19 protein-coding genes and 1 riboswitch are annotated in these 21,200 nt (G+C 38.9%); of the genes, 12 read left to right on the forward strand and 7 right to left on the reverse strand.

Annotated features, from left to right (window positions below; translation table 11 throughout):
- Nucleotides 1-90: 90 nt before the first annotated feature.
- From IGL56_RS00940 to truA, 4 genes are read left to right on the forward strand one after another with little or no spacing between them, the layout of a single operon-like run.
- Nucleotides 91-930, forward strand: coding sequence for an energy-coupling factor ABC transporter ATP-binding protein (locus IGL56_RS00940; protein ID WP_002356233.1), 840 nt, complete (start codon nt 91-93; stop codon nt 928-930).
- A complete protein-coding gene (locus tag IGL56_RS00945; protein WP_002381364.1) occupies nt 906-1,775 on the forward strand; it encodes an energy-coupling factor ABC transporter ATP-binding protein in 870 nt (289 codons plus the stop codon). Before IGL56_RS00940 ends, IGL56_RS00945 begins: the two co-directional genes overlap by 25 nt.
- Entirely contained in the window at nt 1,772-2,569 is a 798-nt protein-coding gene (locus IGL56_RS00950) for an energy-coupling factor transporter transmembrane component T family protein (protein ID WP_002373841.1), read from the forward strand. Before IGL56_RS00945 ends, IGL56_RS00950 begins: the two co-directional genes overlap by 4 nt.
- Before the next feature lie 18 nt (nt 2,570-2,587).
- Complete coding sequence (gene truA / locus IGL56_RS00955) at nt 2,588-3,337, forward strand: tRNA pseudouridine(38-40) synthase TruA (protein WP_002356237.1); 750 nt, start codon at nt 2,588-2,590, stop codon at nt 3,335-3,337.
- Between the two features lie 50 nt (nt 3,338-3,387).
- Here the strand turns inward: truA and IGL56_RS00960 are convergent, their stop codons facing one another.
- From IGL56_RS00960 to IGL56_RS00970, 3 genes are all read right to left on the reverse strand, one after another.
- The gene (locus IGL56_RS00960) at nt 3,388-3,699 is read right to left on the reverse strand and encodes a heavy metal-binding domain-containing protein (RefSeq protein WP_002381365.1); all 312 of its coding nucleotides are present in this window, start codon (nt 3,697-3,699) and stop codon (nt 3,388-3,390) included.
- A 132-nt stretch (nt 3,700-3,831) separates the two neighbouring features.
- Complete coding sequence (brnQ, locus tag IGL56_RS00965; RefSeq protein ID WP_002356239.1) at nt 3,832-5,187, reverse strand: branched-chain amino acid transport system II carrier protein; 1,356 nt, start codon at nt 5,185-5,187, stop codon at nt 3,832-3,834.
- A 90-nt stretch (nt 5,188-5,277) separates the two neighbouring features.
- Entirely contained in the window at nt 5,278-5,769 is a 492-nt protein-coding gene (locus tag IGL56_RS00970; protein ID WP_002356240.1) for a GNAT family N-acetyltransferase, read from the reverse strand.
- 173 nt (nt 5,770-5,942) lie between these two features.
- Here IGL56_RS00970 and IGL56_RS00975 point away from each other — a divergent pair, with 173 nt between their 5' ends.
- Nucleotides 5,943-6,527, forward strand: a complete 585-nt coding sequence (locus tag IGL56_RS00975) for a TIGR00730 family Rossman fold protein (RefSeq protein WP_002385418.1) — start codon at nt 5,943-5,945, stop codon at nt 6,525-6,527.
- Between the two features lie 46 nt (nt 6,528-6,573).
- On the opposite strand, the gene IGL56_RS00980 is transcribed toward IGL56_RS00975, so the two are convergent.
- From IGL56_RS00980 to IGL56_RS00990, 3 genes are all read right to left on the reverse strand, one after another.
- Nucleotides 6,574-7,314: an amino acid ABC transporter ATP-binding protein gene (locus tag IGL56_RS00980; protein ID WP_002356242.1), complete on the reverse strand. Its 741-nt coding sequence runs from the start codon at nt 7,312-7,314 to the stop codon at nt 6,574-6,576.
- A gap of 11 nt (nt 7,315-7,325) precedes the next feature.
- A complete protein-coding gene (locus IGL56_RS00985) occupies nt 7,326-8,909 on the reverse strand; it encodes an ABC transporter substrate-binding protein/permease (RefSeq protein ID WP_002381368.1) in 1,584 nt (527 codons plus the stop codon).
- Nucleotides 8,910-9,103: 194 nt separating this feature from the next.
- A riboswitch (Lysine riboswitch) is annotated at nt 9,104-9,278 on the reverse strand.
- Nucleotides 9,279-9,467: 189 nt separating this feature from the next.
- Complete coding sequence (locus tag IGL56_RS00990) at nt 9,468-9,764, reverse strand: hypothetical protein (RefSeq protein ID WP_002356244.1); 297 nt, start codon at nt 9,762-9,764, stop codon at nt 9,468-9,470.
- Nucleotides 9,765-9,936: 172 nt separating this feature from the next.
- On the opposite strand from IGL56_RS00990, the gene IGL56_RS00995 reads away from it, so the two are divergent.
- The 5 genes from IGL56_RS00995 to IGL56_RS01015 all read left to right on the forward strand — a co-directional run bounded on the left by IGL56_RS00995 (nt 9,937) and on the right by IGL56_RS01015 (nt 15,528).
- The gene (locus tag IGL56_RS00995) at nt 9,937-10,650 is read left to right on the forward strand and encodes an NAD-dependent protein deacylase (RefSeq protein WP_002381369.1); all 714 of its coding nucleotides are present in this window, start codon (nt 9,937-9,939) and stop codon (nt 10,648-10,650) included.
- A 4-nt stretch (nt 10,651-10,654) separates the two neighbouring features.
- The gene (locus IGL56_RS01000; protein WP_002363448.1) at nt 10,655-11,500 is read left to right on the forward strand and encodes a chorismate mutase; all 846 of its coding nucleotides are present in this window, start codon (nt 10,655-10,657) and stop codon (nt 11,498-11,500) included.
- 10 nt (nt 11,501-11,510) lie between these two features.
- Nucleotides 11,511-12,023, forward strand: a complete 513-nt coding sequence (locus IGL56_RS01005) for a transcription repressor NadR (RefSeq protein WP_002356248.1) — start codon at nt 11,511-11,513, stop codon at nt 12,021-12,023.
- Nucleotides 12,024-12,250: 227 nt separating this feature from the next.
- A complete protein-coding gene (locus IGL56_RS01010) occupies nt 12,251-13,762 on the forward strand; it encodes a glucosaminidase domain-containing protein (protein WP_025189089.1) in 1,512 nt (503 codons plus the stop codon).
- A gap of 275 nt (nt 13,763-14,037) precedes the next feature.
- Entirely contained in the window at nt 14,038-15,528 is a 1,491-nt protein-coding gene (locus IGL56_RS01015) for an aldehyde dehydrogenase family protein (protein ID WP_002356250.1), read from the forward strand.
- A gap of 226 nt (nt 15,529-15,754) precedes the next feature.
- Here IGL56_RS01015 and IGL56_RS01020 read toward each other — a convergent pair whose 3' ends face one another.
- On the reverse strand, nt 15,755-16,738 hold the full coding sequence (locus IGL56_RS01020) for an L-lactate dehydrogenase (RefSeq protein WP_002356251.1): 984 nt from the start codon (nt 16,736-16,738) through the stop codon (nt 15,755-15,757).
- A gap of 335 nt (nt 16,739-17,073) precedes the next feature.
- On the opposite strand from IGL56_RS01020, the gene pth reads away from it, so the two are divergent.
- Complete coding sequence (gene pth / locus IGL56_RS01025) at nt 17,074-17,640, forward strand: aminoacyl-tRNA hydrolase (RefSeq protein WP_002356252.1); 567 nt, start codon at nt 17,074-17,076, stop codon at nt 17,638-17,640.
- Nucleotides 17,641-17,659: 19 nt separating this feature from the next.
- Complete coding sequence (mfd, locus tag IGL56_RS01030; protein WP_002356253.1) at nt 17,660-21,199, forward strand: transcription-repair coupling factor; 3,540 nt, start codon at nt 17,660-17,662, stop codon at nt 21,197-21,199.
- Nucleotide 21,200: the final 1 nt, after the last annotated feature.

The following is a 21,200-nucleotide window of genomic DNA, read 5'->3' on the forward strand; positions in this document are numbered from 1 at the left end:
AAAATAGTGTGAAGAATCAGAACAGATGATTGAAAAAACGCTACTTTTTTGGTAGTGTTAGAAAGAATAAATAGATTGAGGGAGTACGCGATGCAACCAATCATTGAACTAAATAATATCCAATTTAATTATCAACCAGAAGATGCTTCTCCCGCTTTAAAAGATGTGTCTTTTTCCATTCAACAAGGCGAATGGGTCGCTATTATTGGCCATAATGGTTCTGGTAAATCAACGTTAGCCAAAACGATCAATGGGCTGTTACTGCCAGCTGCTGGGACTATCAAAGTTGGCGGCAAAGAATTAAATGAAGCAAACGTCTGGGATATCCGGCGTATGGTAGGAATGGTCTTTCAGAATCCAGATAACCAATTTGTCGGTTCAACAGTCGAAGACGATGTGGCTTTTGGTTTAGAAAATCAAGGTATTCCGCGTGATGAAATGGTCGAACGTGTCCACGATGCCTTAGAACGGGTTCGTATGTTAGCTTTTGCCAAGCGAGAACCTGCTCGGCTATCTGGTGGCCAAAAACAACGAGTAGCTATCGCTGGTGTGGTTGCTTTGCGACCAGATATTATTATTTTAGACGAAGCGACAAGTATGTTAGATCCAGAAGGTCGTGCAGAAGTAATTGCTACCATTCAAAAGATTAAAGAAGAAAGCAATTTAACAGTTATTTCTATTACCCACGATATTGATGAAGCGGCTAATGCGAATCGTATTTTAGTGATGCGCCAAGGACAATTGACAAACGAAGGAACACCAGAAAAGATTTTTTCTGCAGGAGAAGCGCTTGTTGAAATGGGCTTGGATTTACCGTTTCCTGAAAAATTAAAAGTAGCTTTGAAAGAGCGTGGCGTTGTTGTGCCAACGAATTATTTAACAGAAGAAGGGATGGTGGATTGGTTATGGACATCCGTTTTAAACAAGTAGATTTTACTTACCAACCCAATACTCCTTTTGAGCAACGGGCATTATTCGATATTAATTTAACGATTCAAGACGGCTCTTATACAGCGATTGTCGGACATACTGGCAGTGGCAAATCAACGTTATTACAACATTTGAATGCTTTGGTGAAACCAACTAAAGGCCAAGTGACAATTGGAGAGCGTGTAATTACGCCAGAAACTGATAATAAGAATTTAAAACCAATTCGTAAAAAAGTTGGGATCGTTTTTCAATTTCCAGAAGCACAATTGTTTGAAGAAACAGTGGAGCGAGACATCGCTTTCGGACCGAAAAACTTTGGTGTTTCAGACGAAGAAGCGAAAAAATTAGCTAAGAAAATGCTTGATTTAGTCGGCTTAGATGAGAAATACTTACAACATTCTCCGTTTGAGTTATCAGGTGGTCAAATGCGCCGTGTCGCAATTGCTGGTGTGCTAGCGATGGAACCAGAAGTTTTAGTATTAGACGAACCGACTGCTGGTTTGGATCCTAAGGGTCGTAAAGAAATGATGGAGATGTTTAGTCGTCTGCATAAGGAACATAATATGACCATCGTTTTAGTGACACATTTGATGGATGACGTGGCTAATTACGCAGATCATGTGATTGTTTTAGAAAAAGGACAAATCGTCCGAGCGGGAGCACCACAAGAAGTGTTTCAAGAGACACAATGGCTGAAAGAAAAACAATTAGGCGTGCCAACTGCAGCCGAATTTGCTGAAAAATTAGTGGCAAAAGGCTTTTCTTTTGAGCAATTACCATTAACGGCCGATCAATTAGCCGATCAGCTTCTGAAAAAAATGCAGGAAGCAGGTGAGGCAAAATGATGAATAAATTGATTTTTGGGCGCTATATTCCAGGTGATTCTTTTATCCATCGTTTAGATCCGCGCGCAAAATTATTAGCTAGTTTTTATTTTATTGGAATTATCTTTTTAGCAAATAATTGGCAGAGTTATGTTTTAATAGCAGCCTTTACTGCTTTTGCTATTTCATTATCAAAAATCAGCGCCCGCTTCTTTATCCGCGGTGTTCGGCCGTTATTATGGCTAATTCTGTTTACTGTGGCTCTTCAAACCTTGTTTACACAAGGGGGGGAAGTGTACTTTCAGTGGGGAATTATTTCCATTACCCAGTTTGGTGTGACGAATGGGCTATTTATTTTCTGTCGTTTTGTTTTAATTATTTTCATGTCAACGTTATTAACTTTAACGACGGCACCATTAGAGTTATCAGATGCGATTGAATATTTGTTACGCCCACTTCGTGTGGTGAAATTTCCAGTTCATGAAGTTTCATTGATGTTATCAATTGCCTTACGTTTTGTCCCAACATTAATGGATGAAACGGAAAAGATTATGAATGCCCAACGTGCCCGTGGTGTTGATTTTGGCGAAGGAAACTTACTTCAAAAAATGAAAGCTATTGTTCCACTTTTAATTCCGCTTTTCGTAAGTAGTTTTAATCGTGCGGAAGACTTAGCGACTGCTATGGAAGCAAGAGGTTATCAAGGTGGCGAAGGACGGACAAAATACCGCATTCTTCATTGGCACCTACGAGATACAATAGTAATGTTTGGCTTTGTCTTGTTAACCATTGGCTTATTTGTATTAAGAACTTAGAAAAGGTGAATAAAAATTATGCCCCGCTATAAAGCAATCATTGCCTATGATGGCACTCATTTTCATGGCTTTCAAAAGCAGCCTAATGAGCGTACCGTTCAAGAAGAAATAGAAAAAACGTTAGCACGCATGAATAACGGACACTCCGTGACGGTTTTTGGTTCAGGACGAACAGATGCAGGTGTTCATGCAATGGGCCAAGTGATTCACTTTGATTATCCGCAGGAACGTCCGTTGGAAAAAATGCGCTTTGCGTTAGACACACAAACACCAGAAGACATTGCTGTGCGAAGCGTGGAACGTGTTTCAGAAGACTTTCATGCACGTTATCACGTGATCGAAAAAACCTATCAATTTAAAGTGGATATTGGCAAACCACGAAGTCCATTTCGACGTTTTTATGCCAGTTATTTTCCGTATCCCATTGATCTCGAAAAAATCCAACAAGCTTTACCTGATTTATTAGGTACCCATGATTTTACCTCTTTCTGTGCCTCAGGAAGTTCGGTAGAAGATAAAGTCCGAACCATTCATGAAGCCAGTGTTCATGTCAATGAAACGGGGGATGAATTAACATTCACTTTTCGGGGCGATGGTTTCTTGTACAAAATGATTCGGATTTTAGTTGGTACGCTATTGAAAATCGGCAATGGGCGGCTGGAACCAACCGCGATTCCAGCAATTATCGCAGCCAAAGATCGAAATTTAGCAGGTCCGACTGCTCATCCAGAAGGATTGTATTTAGCAGAAGTGAAATATGAAAACTAAAAAGACGTAGACCTTACAAAAAAAGGTCTGCGTCTTTTTAGTTGCAAAATTTAGATGTATTTAACAGCTGTTCCGTAAGCCACGACAGATTGCATGTCTGTGCCAATTGTGCCAGAATCAAAACGCATCATCACAACGGCATCTGCACCTAATTTAGAGGCTTCTGCTTTTAAACGTTCGATTGCTTGGTCGCGTGCTTCTCGTTGCATATCAGTGTAACCTTTGATTTCACCGCCAACTACACTTTTTAGTCCAGCACCTAAATCTTTAAACATATTTTTAGAACGTGTGGTTAACCCGAAAACTTCTCCAATAATTTCATATTCTTGACCGCTAATTCTCTCGGTTGTTGTAACTAACATGGGCAATTTCCTCCAGTACTTGTTGGTAACTTCAATTTACCATAGTCAAGAGTTTGGTACAACGAATATACATAAAAACAACACTAGAAAAGATGCGCTTCCGCATTTTTTCTAGTGTTGTTTTGGTAAGAATTAATCAAGGATAGGATCTTTTTTAGAAATCATGACCCAAACCCAACTAATTAGAAAAGCAACCGTTGCTGGAACGACCCAGCCCATGCCAATAGTGAACAATGGTAAGTATTGGCCGGCTTTTTCTAAAAGCGTTGTTACAAACGCCGTATCTTTGATAAAGGCGGGGGAACTATTTAATGCATCTAAAACAGCAGCAATCAATGTGATATAGGTCGTTGCTTGATAGACTTCCCGTCGATGTTTGAAAATAGGACTGATGATTACCAAAAGCATTAAAGTAATCGCCAATGGATAAAGGAACATCAAGACTGGAACGGCAAATTGAATGATGTTGGTTAAGCCGACATTTGCAAAAATAGCTGGTAAAATAACAACAATTGCCAAGAATTTTTGATAGGAAACTTTCGGAAACATTTCTTCAAAAGTCTCAGAAAAGGCTGTGCTTAAGCCGATACCGGTTTTTAAACAAGCAAGAACTACGATAAAAGCCAGTAAAATACTCCCCGGTAGGCCTAAATAGTAATTGGCAATTTGGGCTAAGGCAATCCCGCCGTTTTCACTGATTGGAAAAGCCCCGATACTCATTGTTCCCATATAAGCAAGTAAGGTATAGATAATCCCCATCAATACAACACTGAAAGCACCTGATTTAATCATTCCTTTAGCGATATCTCCTGGTTTTTCGACGCCCATATTTCGTAAAGTGGAAACGACAACAATCCCAAAAGCTAATGAAGCTAAAGCATCCAACGTATTATAACCTTCTGTAAATCCTTTAAAGAAAGGACTTGAAATATAATTTTCACCAACAGCGGCACTGGCCACATGACCTAATGGTTTTACAAAGGCTAAAACAATCAAAATTCCTAGCAATGCTAAAAATAACGGATTTAAAAATTTACCCACATAATCTAAGATTTTACTTGGCTTTCTAGAGAAGAGCCAAACAGCTAAGAAAAATAATGCGGAAAAACCAGCAAGAACCAGCCATTGCAAGTCTTTAGGAACAAATGGTGCAAGACCAATCTCAAAAGAAGTAGTTGCTAACCTTGGTAAAGCAAAGAAAGGACCAATCGTTAAATATAATAGTAAGGTAAAAATAAGAGCATAACGACGATTAATCCGAGAAGCTAAGTCAAAAACACCTGAACTTTTAGAAACACCCATAGCAATGACACCAAGAAAAGGTAAGCCAATTCCAGTGGCTAAGAAGCCCAAGTTTGCTAAAAAGACGGAAGCCCCAGCTTCTTGTCCCATATGTACAGGGAAAATTAAATTTCCAGCACCGAAAAACAAACCGAATAACATTGAACCAACGTATAGATAATCACGCCAAACTAACTTTTTTTGCATAGATTCACACTCCTTAATATTGTCTTATTATTTAAAATAACAGAAGAAGAAACAGAGAGCAACCAGTTTTTATAGAAAACATTGGTTTTCTTATTTTTCTATGAAATAAGCATACTGATAATCATCACAATAGTGTCCATTTATATAAAATTCTTCTTTAAAATGTGCTTCCTGCACAAAATCATGTTTTTCATAGAATCGAATGGCTTCTTGATTGGTAGCCATTACTCGCAAACTCAGCTTATGAATCCCGCTTATCTGGGCCATATCTTTGACATACGACAGCAAAGAACCGCCAATCCCTTGACCTTGGAAATCTGGCGAAACGCCAATACTTAGTAACCATTGCTTTTGATGAGCTGCTAACGAAGTGGGCGGATGGACTTCAATAAATCCAGCGAGTTGTTGTCCGCTGATGGCAACGAAAATCGTTTCATCCTTCATTTTTTCCTGATATGCCGCAAGCGAGAGTGGTTGTATCTCGGCAGGGGTATTCTTTTTTGTCCAAATGATTTGGTCCAAGGTATGTAATGCGGGCCAATCTGCTTCGGCAACTAAGCGAATAGTGAGTGAGGTAGACAAGATAATAGGGCTCCTTTTTCTGAAATTTTAAAATATAAAAAGACTATAGCATTTATTGTCTGAAAATTCAAATACTTTTAAAACGAAAAGAAAAATGGCTGCACCTTTTCGATAAAATCAAAATATGCTACCATAGCTACCAGAGGATAGATGGTAAAAAAGAATCTATCTAAATGGAGGGTATGTTTGTGAAAAAAATGGCAGTATATTGTGGCGCCAGTCTGGGGAATGAGCCAATCTATCAGCAAGCTGCAGTAGCGTTAGCCGCTTGGATGAAAGAAAATCACTATGATCTAGTTTATGGCGGTGGCAATGTTGGTCTAATGGGTACAGTGGCTGATACGCTTTTGGCAGAAGGTGGAGAGGTAATTGGTGTCATGCCCACTTTTTTAATGGAACGAGAGATTGCACATAATGGCATTACAAAGATGCATACAGTCAGTGATATGCATGCGCGTAAGAAAAAAATGATTGAATTGGCAGATGTGTATTTAGCTTTACCCGGTGGTCCCGGCACACTCGAAGAAATTAGCGAGGTGATCTCTTGGGGCCGAGTCGGTGAACATATGAACCCTTGTATTTTATACAACGTGAATGGTTACTATGATTTATTAGCTGCTTTTTTTGATAAAATGGTAGAAACTAATTTCTTAACAGCGGCGGATCGAGCTAAAATTTTCATTTCAGATTCCTTAGAAGAAATTGGTGCATTTATTGATTCCTATGAACCGCCAATGATTCGTCAATACAAAAACTAGTAAAAAAGAGGCAGTCACTCTAACCAGAATGACTGCCTCTTTTTTACTAGTTTTTCGTTAAAATCCGATGTAAGAACTCTTTTGTCCGAGCTTCTTTTGGATGGACAAAAATATCTTCAGCGGTCCCTTCTTCGGCAATGACACCTTTATCCATGAAAATAACACGATCGGATACGTCCCGCGCAAATTCCATTTCATGTGTTACAATCACCATTGTTAGCCCTGTATGGGCAAGATTTTTCATCGTTTTTAGCACTTCGCCAACCATTTCAGGATCCAATGCAGAAGTTGGTTCATCGAAAAGTAAAACATCTGGATCCATTGATAATGCTCGAGCAATGGCTACCCGTTGCTTTTGTCCACCAGATAATTGAGCAGGTTTGGCATCAATAAAACGAGCCATGCCAACTTTTTCTAAATTTTCTAAGGCAATTTTTTTGGCTTCTTCTTTGTTTCTTTTTAGGACAGTCATCTGACCAGAAGTACAGTTTTCTAAGACATTCATGTTATTAAATAAATTGAATGATTGGAAAACCATGCCTAAATGGGTCCGATATTTGGGCAAACTATAACCACGTTCTAAAACATTTTTACCATTATAGATGATTTTGCCATCTGTTGGTTTTTCTAACAAATTAATACAACGTAGTAACGTTGATTTACCAGAACCAGAAGAACCGATAATGGTGACAACTTCTCCTTTATTGACGTTCATATTGATATCTTTTAATACTTCGTTTTCGCCAAAGCTTTTTCGTAAATGTTCAATTTCAATAATTGCACTCATCTGTTTGCCTCCTAGCTTTCTTTTCCTTCTTCAGTTAATTCTTCTACTTTAACGTAAGCAGAAGGGCCATCCATTTTACGTTCCACAACACGTAAGATTCGTGTGATCACAAAAGTCATTACCAAGTACATGATGCCGACAATTGTAAAGGTTTGGAAGAACTGGAAGTTTGCGCCAGAAGCAGCATTCCCTTGGAAGAATAAATCTGCAACACCGATAACACTTAACACGGCCGTATCTTTGATATTAATGACAAATTCATTCCCTGTTGCAGGTAAAATATTACGTAATACTTGGGGAATAACGACTTTACGCATTGTTTGTCCATGGGTCATCCCAATCGCTTGTGCTGCCTCGAATTGTCCTTTATCTACTGCGAAAATACCTCCGCGAACAATTTCAGACATATAGGCACCAGTATTCACAGAAACGATAAATAATGCGGCCACTGTTCGGTCTAAAGAGATGCCAAAAGCTAGAGCTAAACCATAGAAAATAACCATTGCTTGAACCATCATTGGTGTACCACGGAAAACTTCAATATAAATAGAAAGAATTAAATTTCCTAATTTTTGGAAGAAACGAGCGACTGGGTTTTCAGAATCTGGAATTGTACGGAAGACACCAATTAGTAAACCAAGGGTTGTTCCGACGACCGTCCCGATTAACGCGATAAATAGCGTTAAACCAGCACCACGTAAAAACATGTCGCCATATTGATTCCAAATATTTTTGAAATCGTTAATAAGTCCTGTTTTTTGTTCATCACTATCTGTTGCTGCAGGTTGATCCTTGATTGCTTGGTCCATAATTTTTGTCCGTTCATCTTGAGAAATACCTGCTAAAATTTTGTTTACTTTTTCAATGTCAGGATCGCCTTTACGCATGCCGACTGCTACTTGTGAGTCTTCAGCGCTAGCATCAAAGCCATTTTCTTTTGGAAATTCTAACATTTTTAATTCTTTATTGACACTAGTTGCTGTTATGCCTTCAGGGCGTTCACTAACATACCCGTCAATCATGCCAGAAGCAAGTGCTGTTCGCATAGCTGAAAAGTTATCCATTGCTTGCTGTTTATTGACATTTGGAATTTGATCAATTAATCCGTAGTGGAATGTATTTAGTTGAGCCGTAATTTTAGCATCAGCTAAATCTTTCAAGCTTTTTGCATTAGCGTATTTGCCATCTTTTTTTACAATTACGACAAATTGTGATTCATAATAAGGGTTTGTAAAAGCAATTTCTTTTTTTCGTTCAGCGGTTGGGCTCATTCCGGCGATAATGGCATCAATTTTTCCAGATTGTAAGGCGGGCGCCAAGCCATCCCATTTGGTTTGGACGATTACTAATTTACGACCTAAACCATCGGCAATTTTTTTAGAAATTTGAACATCATAGCCGCCTGCATAAGAGTTGCCTTGAATAGGCACTGCGCCATGTGCGTCATTTTTCTGTGACCAGTTAAAAGGGGCGTAGCCAGCTTCCATGCCGACACGAAATTCACCATTTTCCTCCGCCGAAGCGTTGGTTGTCATGCCAAGTAACGAAAATAGCGTGACAAGTAGTAGACTGAATGAAAAAACTTTTTTGTTCATCTTTTTCTCTCCTTTAAATTTCTTGTCTGATTGATCGTTTTGTCTTTTTTCAATCAACAAGCTTTGATAATCAGCTGAGCAAAAGCGATTCTGTCTTTTTAAAGGAGAATACTTCTGTCACAACCTATTTTTGAATACAAAAAAACAACCAAACAGATGTAAGGTTGCTAGGTAATGTCGAAAAAAATTCCTCAACGAAACATAGCACAACTTAGCATCACTACTAAGACAGTCCGCAAGCTCTTAACTTACGTCCCAACACACAACAGAAGAGGCTCCGTTATGCATTTCGGCGATTGATCCTAAACTTGCTTCCCAGTGTCCTCTCACTCCACAAGCGTAATAAAAACCGCGACCTCTACCTCTTTTTTGAGGCACTATTCAGTTATTAAATTCAGTTATTAATTTTAGGATAAATCCAGAAGAAAGTCAATATGTTCCAGCAAAGGAATTTATCAAGAGGACACAAACACCATGAAATTAGCGTAACATTTTCCCTACGAAATAGAAACTAATACGAAAAAAGCAACCATTCCTAAAGGAACAGTTGCTTTTTACTTAAGCTTTGACAGCTTTTGGTTCACGACCTAAAATAGCTTGAAGAACAGTCAATACACCTAAAGAAGCTAAAATTGTATAAATTAGACTTGAGTAAGTTAAGATACCGAAATCCCAAGTTTTGTAAACTAATAAAACAATTGCTAAGGCGATAATAGCGATAACGTTGAAGAACGCAAAAGCCCAAAGATTTCCGTTTTCTTTACGAGAAAGATAAAAAACAGAGAACCAAATGCTTAAAACGCCCCAAGCGATGCAGGCAATAATTGCAGCCCAATAAATAATAAATGCGACCATTGTTGTTTCACCTCACTTTTACTCATGCATATTTTACCACGAGTTGAGAAATTTGTCACAAACTCTTTCAAGATAAATCAATATATAGGTAAGAAGTTTTCAAAAAGTGGAAAAACTTTTGGTGCTAATGTTAAAATACGTTATAATATAGAAGATTAGGAGCTGAATCGATATGCAAGATATCACGCAAGCTGAGGCAATTCATTGGTTGGCAACCCAACAAAAAATCACATTTTTAACAGGTGCGGGTATCTCGACAGCCTCAGGTGTGCCAGATTATCGTTCCTTAAAAGGTGTCTATCAAGGAATCCAGCAACCGGAATACTTATTGAGCCGGACTTGCTTAAAAACAGAGCCAGAAAAGTTTTATCAATTCGTTAAAACGCTCTATCATCCAGACGCACAACCTAATATCATTCACCAGAAAATGGCCCAATTAGAGCAAATGAAACGGGGAAAAATTGTTTCACAAAATATTGATGGGCTTCATCGAAAAGCAGGTAGCCAAGAAGTGGTGGACTTTCATGGTAATTTATATGAATGTTATTGCCAAACTTGTGGTGCAACGGTTCCTTGGCAAGACTATTTGCTTAGTGATCGGCACGCTGATTGTCATGGACAAATCCGTCCAGCTATTACTTTGTATGAAGAAGGCCTATCCGAAGAGGCAATCGAAAAAGCCATTCAGGCCGTTGCTTCTGCCGACTTAATCGTGATTGTCGGCACGAGTTTTCAAGTGCATCCATTTTGCGATTTGATTCATTATAAACAACCAACGGCAACTATTTTAGCCATTAATCAAACGCCGCTATTTTTACAACAACCTTATTATTTTTTAGAAGCGAAAGCCGAAACGATATTTGCAGAATTAACGATAAAGGAGTAACGGAATGGAAGAATTTAAATCAGAAAAAGAAAAAATGATCGCAGGTGCACTATATTTTGCCTCAGATCCTGAATTAGTGGCTGATCGCAAAAAAGCCCGTGAACAAATGGCGTTAATTAACCAACAACCAGACACTTATATTCGTCGTCAATTAATAGAAGAAACGTTTGGAAAAGTGGGTGTCGGGACGTACATCGAACCGATGATTCAATTTGATTATGGCTACAACATTTCTGTGGGAAAAAATTTCTATGCCAATTTTAATAACGTTTTTTTAGATGTTTGTCCAATCGAAATTGGCGATAACTGTATGTTTGGACCCAATGTGCAACTTTATACAGCCGAGCATCCATTACAAGCAGCCAAGCGTAATAGCGGAATGGAATCAGGGAAACGAATTATCATTGGCAACAATGTTTGGATTGGCGGTGGAGCGATTGTCCTTCCTGGCGTAACATTAGGTGATAATGTAGTGGTAGCAGCAGGCGCTGTTGTGACCAAATCGTTCCCAGAAAACTGTGTGATCGCAGGTAATCCAGCACGGATAATTAAAGAATTGACTGAAGATGACGCCCCAACAACTTCTTTAGAACAACAACGAGCAAAGATTAACCAAATCGATAAGGAACTGGTCCGTTTATTAGAACAGCGGATGGACGTCGTCGCAGAGATTGCTGCAGTGAAAAAGAAAGCAGGTCATGCGGTTTTTGATTCTGAAAGAGAACAACAAGTATTAGAAACTATTCTGAATCATGTTGAAAATGCCGAGTATGAAGAAACATTATCTGAGACTTTCCAGGGAATTATGGACGCCTCTAAACGTTTCCAAGAAAAACATTTAGGAGAGTGAGGCGAAGGTCGTGGATGGAGAAATCAGAAGAAGAGAGATTGTTAAAAGATTAAGAGAGACCGAAAAGCCAATTAGTGCCACTCGTTTTGCAAAAGCTTTTGATGTCAGCAGACAAATTATTGTAGGAGATGTCGCTCTATTACGGGCGACAGGGGTCGAAATTGTCGCAACAGCTCGAGGGTATATGTTGGAACAACCTTTAGAAGGAATTGAACGGAAAATTGCTTGTCAACATACACCTGAACAAACGAGAGAAGAATTGTCAGTCATTGTTGCCAAAGGTGGAGAAGTGGTAGATGTGAGTATTGCACATCCGCTTTATGGGGAATTAATCGGCAGTTTGCGCATTCAATCAGAGAAAGATATTGATAAATTTATGGACAAGTATCAAAAAGAGCATGCTACATTACTATCAGTTTTAACAGGAGGCGTCCATCTGCATACTATTCGCTGTGCAGACGAAGAAACTTTCCAAGAAATCAAAGAGGCACTTCGAAAAAAAAGTATTTTGTTTGAAGGATAACGAGAAAAAGAGAGGACGTTGATGTTTGTTCAAGCCCTTTCTTTTTTTTCTTAGAAAATTACCAAAAAAAGATAGAAGAATTTGTGAATTTTCTTCTATTTTTTTAACTTTTTGCTAGAAATTTTTTATGAAACAGTATACTATTAAAAAAGGAGCCATTTAAACAATAACTATGTCAATTATTATGTTGGTACATAAAAATAAATGGAGAAAAATAAAAAAGGAGAATGAGTATGAAAAAACAATTTGCCCTGTTCTCTACCTTGTTACTTTTAGGTTCATCAATGCCAGTAGGCGCATTTGCAGAAGGTAATAACTTGGTAGCTGAAAATAGTTCTGTTGCAGAAACAACCGCAGAAGCAACAACTGCTGAAGCCACTGAAATGACAGCGACTAGTGAAACAACAGAAGCGACAGAAGAAACAACAACTGAAACAGAAAGTTCAACCGAATCAAGTGAATCTGCAACCACGGAGTCCACGGAAACGTCAGGAACCGAAACGACCGATTCCACAACGGATTCAACATCCACAAGTACGACAGAATCGACTACTGACTCCACCTCAACGAGTACAACAGAGTCAACCACAGATTCTACGTCAACAAGTACAACTGAATCAAGTACCACGCCGACGACCACACCAAGTTCTTCTAAAGAACAGCCAAAACCTGGCACGAGTACTTCTGAATCAAAACAGCCGGCGAAACCAGTGACACCAACAGCGCCAGCTGAAAAGCCAGTAGAACAACCAACAGCGTCAACACCGCAGCCCGAAATAGTCCCACCAGTTACAAATGAAACGGTTGGGTTAGTGGAAGACGATGAGGCGTTTACGGTCAGCAAAACGAAGAAGACAGAAGAGTTTATTCAAGAAATCGGTGAATCTGCTCGGAAAGTGGCCAAGGACAAAAACTTATATGCTAGTGTGATGATTGCTCAAGCAATTTTAGAAAGTGGCAGCGGCAATAGTAAATTAAGCCAGAAACCAAACTACAATTTGTTTGGTATTAAAGGCGATTACAAAGGTCAATCTGTTTCTTTTATTACCTATGAAGACAATGGTTTCGGTAACCTATACACAGTAGAAGCAAAATTCCGTCAATATCCAACGTATAAAGAATCAATGGAAGATTATGCGAAATTATTGAAAAATGGTTTAGATTCCAATAAAGATTTCTATCATGGTGTCTGGAAAACGGAAGCCAAATCATATAAAGAAGCGACACGTTTCCTAACAGGAAAATACGCAACGGACAAAGATTACCATAAGAAATTAAATGCGTTAATTAAAACATACGATTTAACTTATTATGATAAAGAAAAAGCAACCGTTGAACCAATGGAATCAAATTTCCCAGCCTACAATGGCAAAAACTATGACACCTTTAATAGTTATGCTTGGGGCAACTGTACACAATATGTCTACAACCGTATTACGCAATTAGGTAAACGTGTGGACTTAACAATGGGGAATGGTCAAGATTGGGGCGAAACAGGTCGTGCACGCGGGTACAAAGTAAGTCGTACACCAAAAGCAGGCGCAGCGGTTTCCTTCCCAGCTGGCGTTTTAGGCGCAGACAATACTTATGGTCATGTCGCATTTGTGGAAAAAGTCTTTAAAGATGGTAGCATCTTAATTTCTGAAATGAACGTGAAGGGATTAAACGTTGTTTCGACACGTACAATCTCAGCCGATGAAACACATTTAATGAACTATATCGTTCCAAAAGATAAATAAAAAAATCAGCTCTTTGTCAATAAGAACGAATGAGTTGGAAAAATCAAAGCTAGCACTGAAGAAGCAATTTTAATTCTTCAGTGCTAGCTTTTTTTGTGGCAAAAGTTCTCTCCAATAAAGTTTAATACATTCAGATATTGCCAGGAGGCTTCAGGTCGGGATGAGTTAGCAACAGTCGCTGAGAGCTATATTTTTTTTAGGTATAATCATTTACTTTTAGGTGGAAGATGTCTTATAATTGTAAGCGGATACAAAAATAAAAAAGAGGTGGGTAAATGAGTAAAAAAGAAATAAATCAAGTAGTTGCCAGTAGCTATCAATTGTATATTAATGGAGAGTGGACAACAGGTAGTGGTAACAAAATGATTGCTAGTTACAATCCTAGTAATGGCGAAAAATTAGCAGAATTTGTTGATGCCACAAATGCAGATGTGGATCGAGCTGTAGAAGCAGCCCAAGAAGCGTTTCAGATATGGAAAGATGTTGACGTTGTAACAAGAAGCAATCTTTTGTTGAAAATTGCTGATTTGATTGAAGAAAATCAAGAACATTTGGCTATGGTGGAGACTTTAGATAATGGAAAACCGCTTCGGGAAACGCAATCGATTGATGTCCCTGCCAGTGCAGACCATTTTCGGTATTTTGCTAGTGTGATTCGTGGAGAAGAAGGGTCTGTCAAAGAATTTGATAAGGATACGTTATCCATTGTTGTGAAAGAACCCATTGGTGTTGTGGGTCAAATTATTCCGTGGAATTTCCCCTTATTAATGGGTGCTTGGAAATTAGCACCAGCGTTGGCAGCAGGTAATACGGTTGTGATTCATCCGTCCTCGAGCACATCATTAAGTCTGTTGGAATTGTTTAAAATTTTTGATCAAGTCTTGCCGAAAGGAGTAGTGAATTTAATCACCGGTCGTGGTTCTGATTCAGGAAATTATATGTTGGCACATCCAGGGTTTGATAAGCTAGCTTTTACAGGTTCAACAGAGGTGGGGTACACTGTCGCTAAAGCTGCGGCCGACCGCCTAATTCCAGCCACTTTAGAACTTGGCGGAAAATCAGCCAACATTATTTTTGAAGATGCCAATTGGGAACGTGCATTAGAAGGCGTGCAGTTAGGGATTTTATTCAATCAAGGGCAAGTTTGTTGTGCTGGGTCTCGTGTGTTCGTTCAGTCAGGTATTTATGATCAATTTGTAGAAGCTTTAAAGGAAAAGTTTGAACAAGTGAACGTTGGTTTCCCGTGGGAAAAAGATGTTGAAATGGGCGCTCAGATCAATGAGCATCAATTGGAAGAAATTTTAAAATATGTCGAAATTGGTGTGAAGGAAGGAGCTACACTGATTACTGGTGGGCAACGTTTAACAGAAAATGGGCTAGACAAGGGGGCGTTTTTAGCACCTACGTTATTAGCGAACGGCACGAATACAATGTGCGTGGCCCAAGAAGAAATCTTTGGTCCTGTTGCAACAGTGATTAAATTTGAAACGGAAGAAGAAGTCATTCGTTTAGCTAATGATTCTGAATATGGTCTAGGTGGTGCCGTCTTTTCTCAAGATATCAATGTGGCATTACGGGTTGCTCGTGGTGTACGGACAGGTCGGATGTGGGTCAACACATACAATCAATTGCCTGCGGGCGCGCCATTTGGCGGTTATAAAAAATCAGGAATTGGTCGAGAAACGCATAAATCAATGCTAGATGCTTATACGCAAATGAAAAATATTTACATTGTGACAAAAGAAGAAGCAGACGGACTGTATTAAGTAGTGTAGTGAATTTTAGATAATAAACTTATTTTTGGTTATTGTTATTTTTCGAGCTAAACAAAACAATAATTTTTTGAAAAAGTTGAGTGATGAGTAAAGTAAAACAGATTAAAAGTAAAGCCTGGTGCAAAAATCACTTTGGATTTTTGTACCAGGCTTTAAAGCGGAGTAACAATAGTGGTCACTCTTGGTTGTTTTTAATTTTCGACTATTATAGAAGGAGTTATTTTGCTTCTTCTGCTTCAAATTTAGCAAAAGCTGTTTCAATAACTTCTTTTAATGCAGAAGCAGAAGCTTCCATTTTTTCTTGTTCAGCATCTGTTAATGGAATTTCAATGACTTGTTTAACGCCTTGGCGGTTGATGATCGCTGGTGCACCGATATAAATATCGTTTTGACCATATTCACCTTCTAAATAAACAGATAATGGTAACACAGAGTTTTCATCGTTTAGGATAGCTTTAGTGATACGCGCTAGTGCAACCGCGATTCCATAGAAAGTAGCTCCTTTTTTCTCGATGATTGTGTAAGCAGCGTCGCGTACGTTGAAGAATAAATTAACCATTGCTTCTTCATCGACGTCAGGATTATTTTTCACCCATTCGTAAATTTGTAAGCCAGCGACATTCGCATGTGACCAAACTGGGAATTCTGTATCTCCGTGTTCCCCTAAGATGTAGGCATGGACATTTCGTGCATCAACATCAACTAATTCGGCAATTGCTTGACGGAAACGAGCAGAATCTAGTGAAGTTCCTGAACCGATTACTCGTTCTTTCGGGAAGCCAGAGAATTTCCAAGTTGAATAAGTCAAAATATCAACTGGGTTTGCGGCAACTAAGAAGATACCGTTGAAACCAGAATCAACAATTGTTGTAACGATTTCTTTATTAATTTTCAAGTTTTTATGAACTAAGTCTAAACGAGTTTCGCCTGGTTTTTGAGGCGCACCAGCTGTTAAGACAACTAAGTCTGCATCATGGCAATCGTCATAAGTAGCAGCATAGATTTTTTTAGGAGAAGTAAATGCTAATGCGTGAGATAAGTCCAACGCGTCTCCTTCAGTTTTTGGTACATTAATATCAATAATCCCAACTTCTTGAGCAATATTCTGAGTTACTAAAGCAAAGGCATAGCTAGAACCTACGGCACCGTCCCCGACTAAAATTACTTTTTGGTGATCTTTATTCCCTGCGGCTGCAGTCATGTGTACCATTCCTTCCTCTACATTCTTTTTCGTGAGCAACGAGTTTTTATTTCCTGTTGCTAAAGTGATAGTAACATGGTTTGTAAAAAATGTCACGAACTTTGATTGTAAAAATGATACAGTTTTCAGACCTGTTTCAAAATGGTAGCTCTTACATGTGCGTAATTTCACTATCTTGCGCATATTTAAATTTCTAAAAAATTTTTTTACATCTTTCTTAATCTTCAAAGACTGCGAGTTTTTTTATTTCTATGGTATAATGAATAAAACTGGGTAGCGCATACGCTTCCCAGCCATTTTGTGTTGGCAAGCTTATAATCCAAGGAGAATGAAAGATGAAAGTAATCGTAGGACTGGGAAATCCCGGTAGTAAATACAAAGAAACAAAACACAACATTGGCTTTATTACGCTAGATGAAATTGCGTATCGGCAAAATGTTTCGTTTAATAATAGTAATTTTGAAGCAGATATTGCAGAGTTTTTTATAGGGACTGAGAAAGTATTGTTAGTGAAACCATTAACATTTATGAATGAATCAGGTCGCTCTGTTGGTCCGTTGTTGACCTACTTTGGGGTAGATGAGGAAGACTTGATTGTTATTTATGATGACTTAGACTTAGAGGTCGGTAAAATTCGTTTACGGCAAAAAGGTAGTGCTGGCGGCCACAATGGGATAAAAAGTCTGATTGCCCATTTAGGCACAAATGTCTTTCCTAGAATTAAAATTGGCATTGGTCGGCCCTCAAAAAATGATACAGTTATCCACCATGTACTAAGTACTTTTCCCAAAGAAACACACGGAGAGATGTTACTTGCTGTAAAAAAAGCAGCCGATGCCGCTTTATATGCATGCGAAGGACATACGTTTGTTGAAACAATGAATCAATTTAATGGAAAATAGCAGAAAGGAGGGCCCTTGTTTGAATATTATCGAACGAATTAGCCAAACAGAAATTGCTAAATCATGGCGCAGTCAACTAATGACAACAGGAACGCGCCAACTAATTACTGGGTTATCAGGCTCTGCTAAAACATTACTGATGGCAGGCGCTTTACAAAAGACGCATCAAAAAATTGTTATTGCGGTCCCAAACCTATACTATGCCAATCAATTAGTAGATGATTTTTTAAATATTTTACCTTCAGAACAAGTTCATCTATTTCCAGTAGATGAAGTGTTATCCGCCGAAATGGCCTTTTCTTCACCAGAAGCGCGCGCAGATCGAGTGAGTGCGTTAAATTTCCTGATGACAGCGAATGCAGGAATCGTGGTCGTACCAGTAGCTGGACTACGAAAATATTTGCCAACGAAAGAAACGTGGCAAAATGCGCAACTTCATTGGGAAATCGGGACGGAAGTAGAACCTGAAATCCTCGCGCAACGCTTAGTGTTAATGGGCTATGAACGCCAATCGATGGTCGGAAAGCCCGGCGAATTTAGTATTCGCGGAAGCATTGTTGATGTCTATCCGCTAAATGCCGAATACCCTGTTCGGGTGGAACTGTTTGATGTTGAAATTGACTCAATCCGTTATTTTGAAGCAGATACTCAACGCTCATTAGAAAATCTTGAAGAAGTAACGATTTCACCAATGACTGATTTAGTATTCTCAAAGGCAGATATGAATCATGGCATGACGAGGTTACAAGATGCTCTAGAAAAACGTTTAGCGACAGCTAAAGATCAAACGGAGACCGATTTTTTAGAAGAATATTTTGGTCAGTTGCTGTCTTCTTGGGAACAAGGGATTCCTACAGAAAATGCTCACTATTATACAGATTTTCTGTACCAACAAAAAACTACGCTGTTAGATTATTTACCAGAAAATAGTTTGCTTTTTGTGGATGATTATTCTCGTATGATGGAAACGGAGCGAGAAATCGCTAGAGAGGAAGCGGAATGGCAAACCCTGAAAATTGAAGAAATGCGCGTGTTTTCTGAACAAACTTTTGGCGTAGACTTTCATGATCAATTGCGAAAAACTGCACGAAATACGACCTTCTTTTCACTTTTTCAAAAAGGAATGGGGAATCTTCGTTTCCAAGAAGTCCATAATTTCCAATATCGTTCAATGCAACAATTCTTCGGTCAAATGCCGTTGCTAAAAGCGGAAGTGGACCGTTGGCAAAAGCAAAACCAAACGGTCGTTGTTTTTGTTCCTACGAAAGAACGGATTCAAAAAGTCGAAGAGCTATTTCAGGACTTTGACATACCTAGCGTAGTAAGCAATTGGGATCAGTTGTTAGATGGGCATGTCCAAATTGTCCAAGGGGCATTACAAACAGGGTTTGAATTACCTAAAAACAAGCTCGTGGCGATTACGGAAAAAGAAATTTTTCATACAACGACCAAAAAACGGGCACGTCGTCAAACAATCTCTAATGCGGAACGTTTGAAAAGTTATAGCGACTTAAAAACGGGCGATTATGTCGTTCATGCGAATCACGGGATTGGTAAATATATTGGTATGGAAACCTTAGAAGTTGATGGGGTTCATCAAGATTACATGACTATCTTGTACCAAAATGATGACAAGTTATTTATTCCAGTAACACAATTGAACTTGATTCAAAAGTTCGTTGCTTCCGAGTCTAAAACGCCGAAAATTAACAAGCTAGGCGGCAGTGAATGGACGAAAACTAAACGAAAAGTTGCTTCGAAAATTGAAGATATCGCGGATGATTTAATCTTACTTTATGCGACAAGAGAGTCGGAAAAAGGCTATGCTTTTCCGCCAGATGATGCGTATCAAAAAGAATTTGAAGAGGCTTTTCCGTATTCTGAAACAGATGATCAATTACGTAGTGCTGCCGAAATTAAACACGACATGGAAAAATCTCGACCAATGGATCGTTTGTTAGTTGGCGATGTAGGGTTTGGTAAAACAGAAGTGGCTTTACGAGCGGCTTTCAAAGCTGTTAGCAACAATAAACAGGTTGCCTTTTTAGTGCCAACAACTATTTTAGCGCAACAACATTACGAAACGATTCAAGAGCGGTTTGAGGGCTTTCCTGTAGAAATTGGTTTATTAAGTCGTTTCCGCACGAAAAAACAGCAAAATGAAACAATTGAAAAAATTAAACATGGCCAAGTAGATATTGTGATTGGTACCCATCGTTTATTGTCGCAAGATATTAATTTTAGTGATTTAGGCTTGTTGATTATTGATGAGGAACAACGGTTTGGAGTGAAACATAAAGAACGACTAAAACAATTGCGTTCACAAGTGGATGTCTTGACGTTAACAGCAACGCCAATCCCAAGGACCCTTCATATGTCGATGTTAGGTGTCCGTGATTTATCTGTCATCGAAACCCCACCAGAGAATCGTTATCCGATCCAAACGTATGTCATGGAAAATAATCCTGGGGCGATTCGGGAAGCGATTGAGCGAGAAATGGCCCGAGATGGTCAAGTCTTTTATTTATACAATCGAGTAGATACGATTGAACGAAAAGTTGAAGAGTTACAAGCACTAGTTCCAGACGCACGAATTGCGTATGCACATGGGCAAATGACAGAAGTACAACTGGAGAATACTTTGTTTGATTTTATTGAAGGACAATATGATATATTAGTCACTACAACGATTATTGAAACAGGAGTAGATATTCCTAATGCTAATACCTTGTTTGTAGAAAATGCGGACTACATGGGCTTATCTACGTTGTATCAATTACGTGGTCGTGTGGGGCGTAGCAATCGAGTGGCCTATGCTTATTTTATGTACGAACAGCAAAAAATCCTAAACGAAGTTAGCGAGAAACGTTTAGAAGCAATTAAAGACTTTACGGAATTAGGTTCTGGGTTCAAAATTGCGATGCGTGACCTTTCCATTCGAGGGGCCGGAAACCTTCTTGGTGCCCAACAACATGGCTTCATTGATTCGGTTGGGTTTGATATGTACTCACAGATGTTATCTGAGGCAGTTGCTCGTAAACAAGGAAAAAATATCCAAGACCAAAAAACGTCTGTTGAAATTGATTTGGGCATTGATGCTTATATTCCAGGAACGTACATTACAGACGAACGACAAAAAATTGAAATTTATAAACGGATTCGTCAATTAGAAAATATGGATATGTACGAAGAATTAGAAGCGGACTTGTTAGACCGCTTTGGAGAGTATCCTGACGAAGTGGCGCATTTATTAACCACTGGCCGTATCAAAATGGATGGCGACCGTGCCTTGTTAGAAAGTATTCGTAAACGCGACCGAAAAGTCAAGTTTGTGTTAAGTAAAATTGGCACAAAAACATACTCTGTGGAGCAGTTGTTTGAAGCGTTATCGGCAACCAGCTTAAAAGCGGATCTAGCAGTTGAGAAAGAACAAATGACTATTTCCTTGAAGTTGCCGAAAGATTGTAAAGAAGCTGTTTGGATTCAAGAAATTGCTACTTTTACAACCGCATTGCGACAAGAAAAATACAAACATTCGCAAGAAACGGATTCCCTTTAAA

Source organism: Enterococcus sp. DIV1316a, from assembly GCF_050536915.1.
In the GTDB taxonomy this organism is placed as follows: Bacteria; Bacillota; Bacilli; order Lactobacillales; family Enterococcaceae; genus Enterococcus; species Enterococcus faecalis.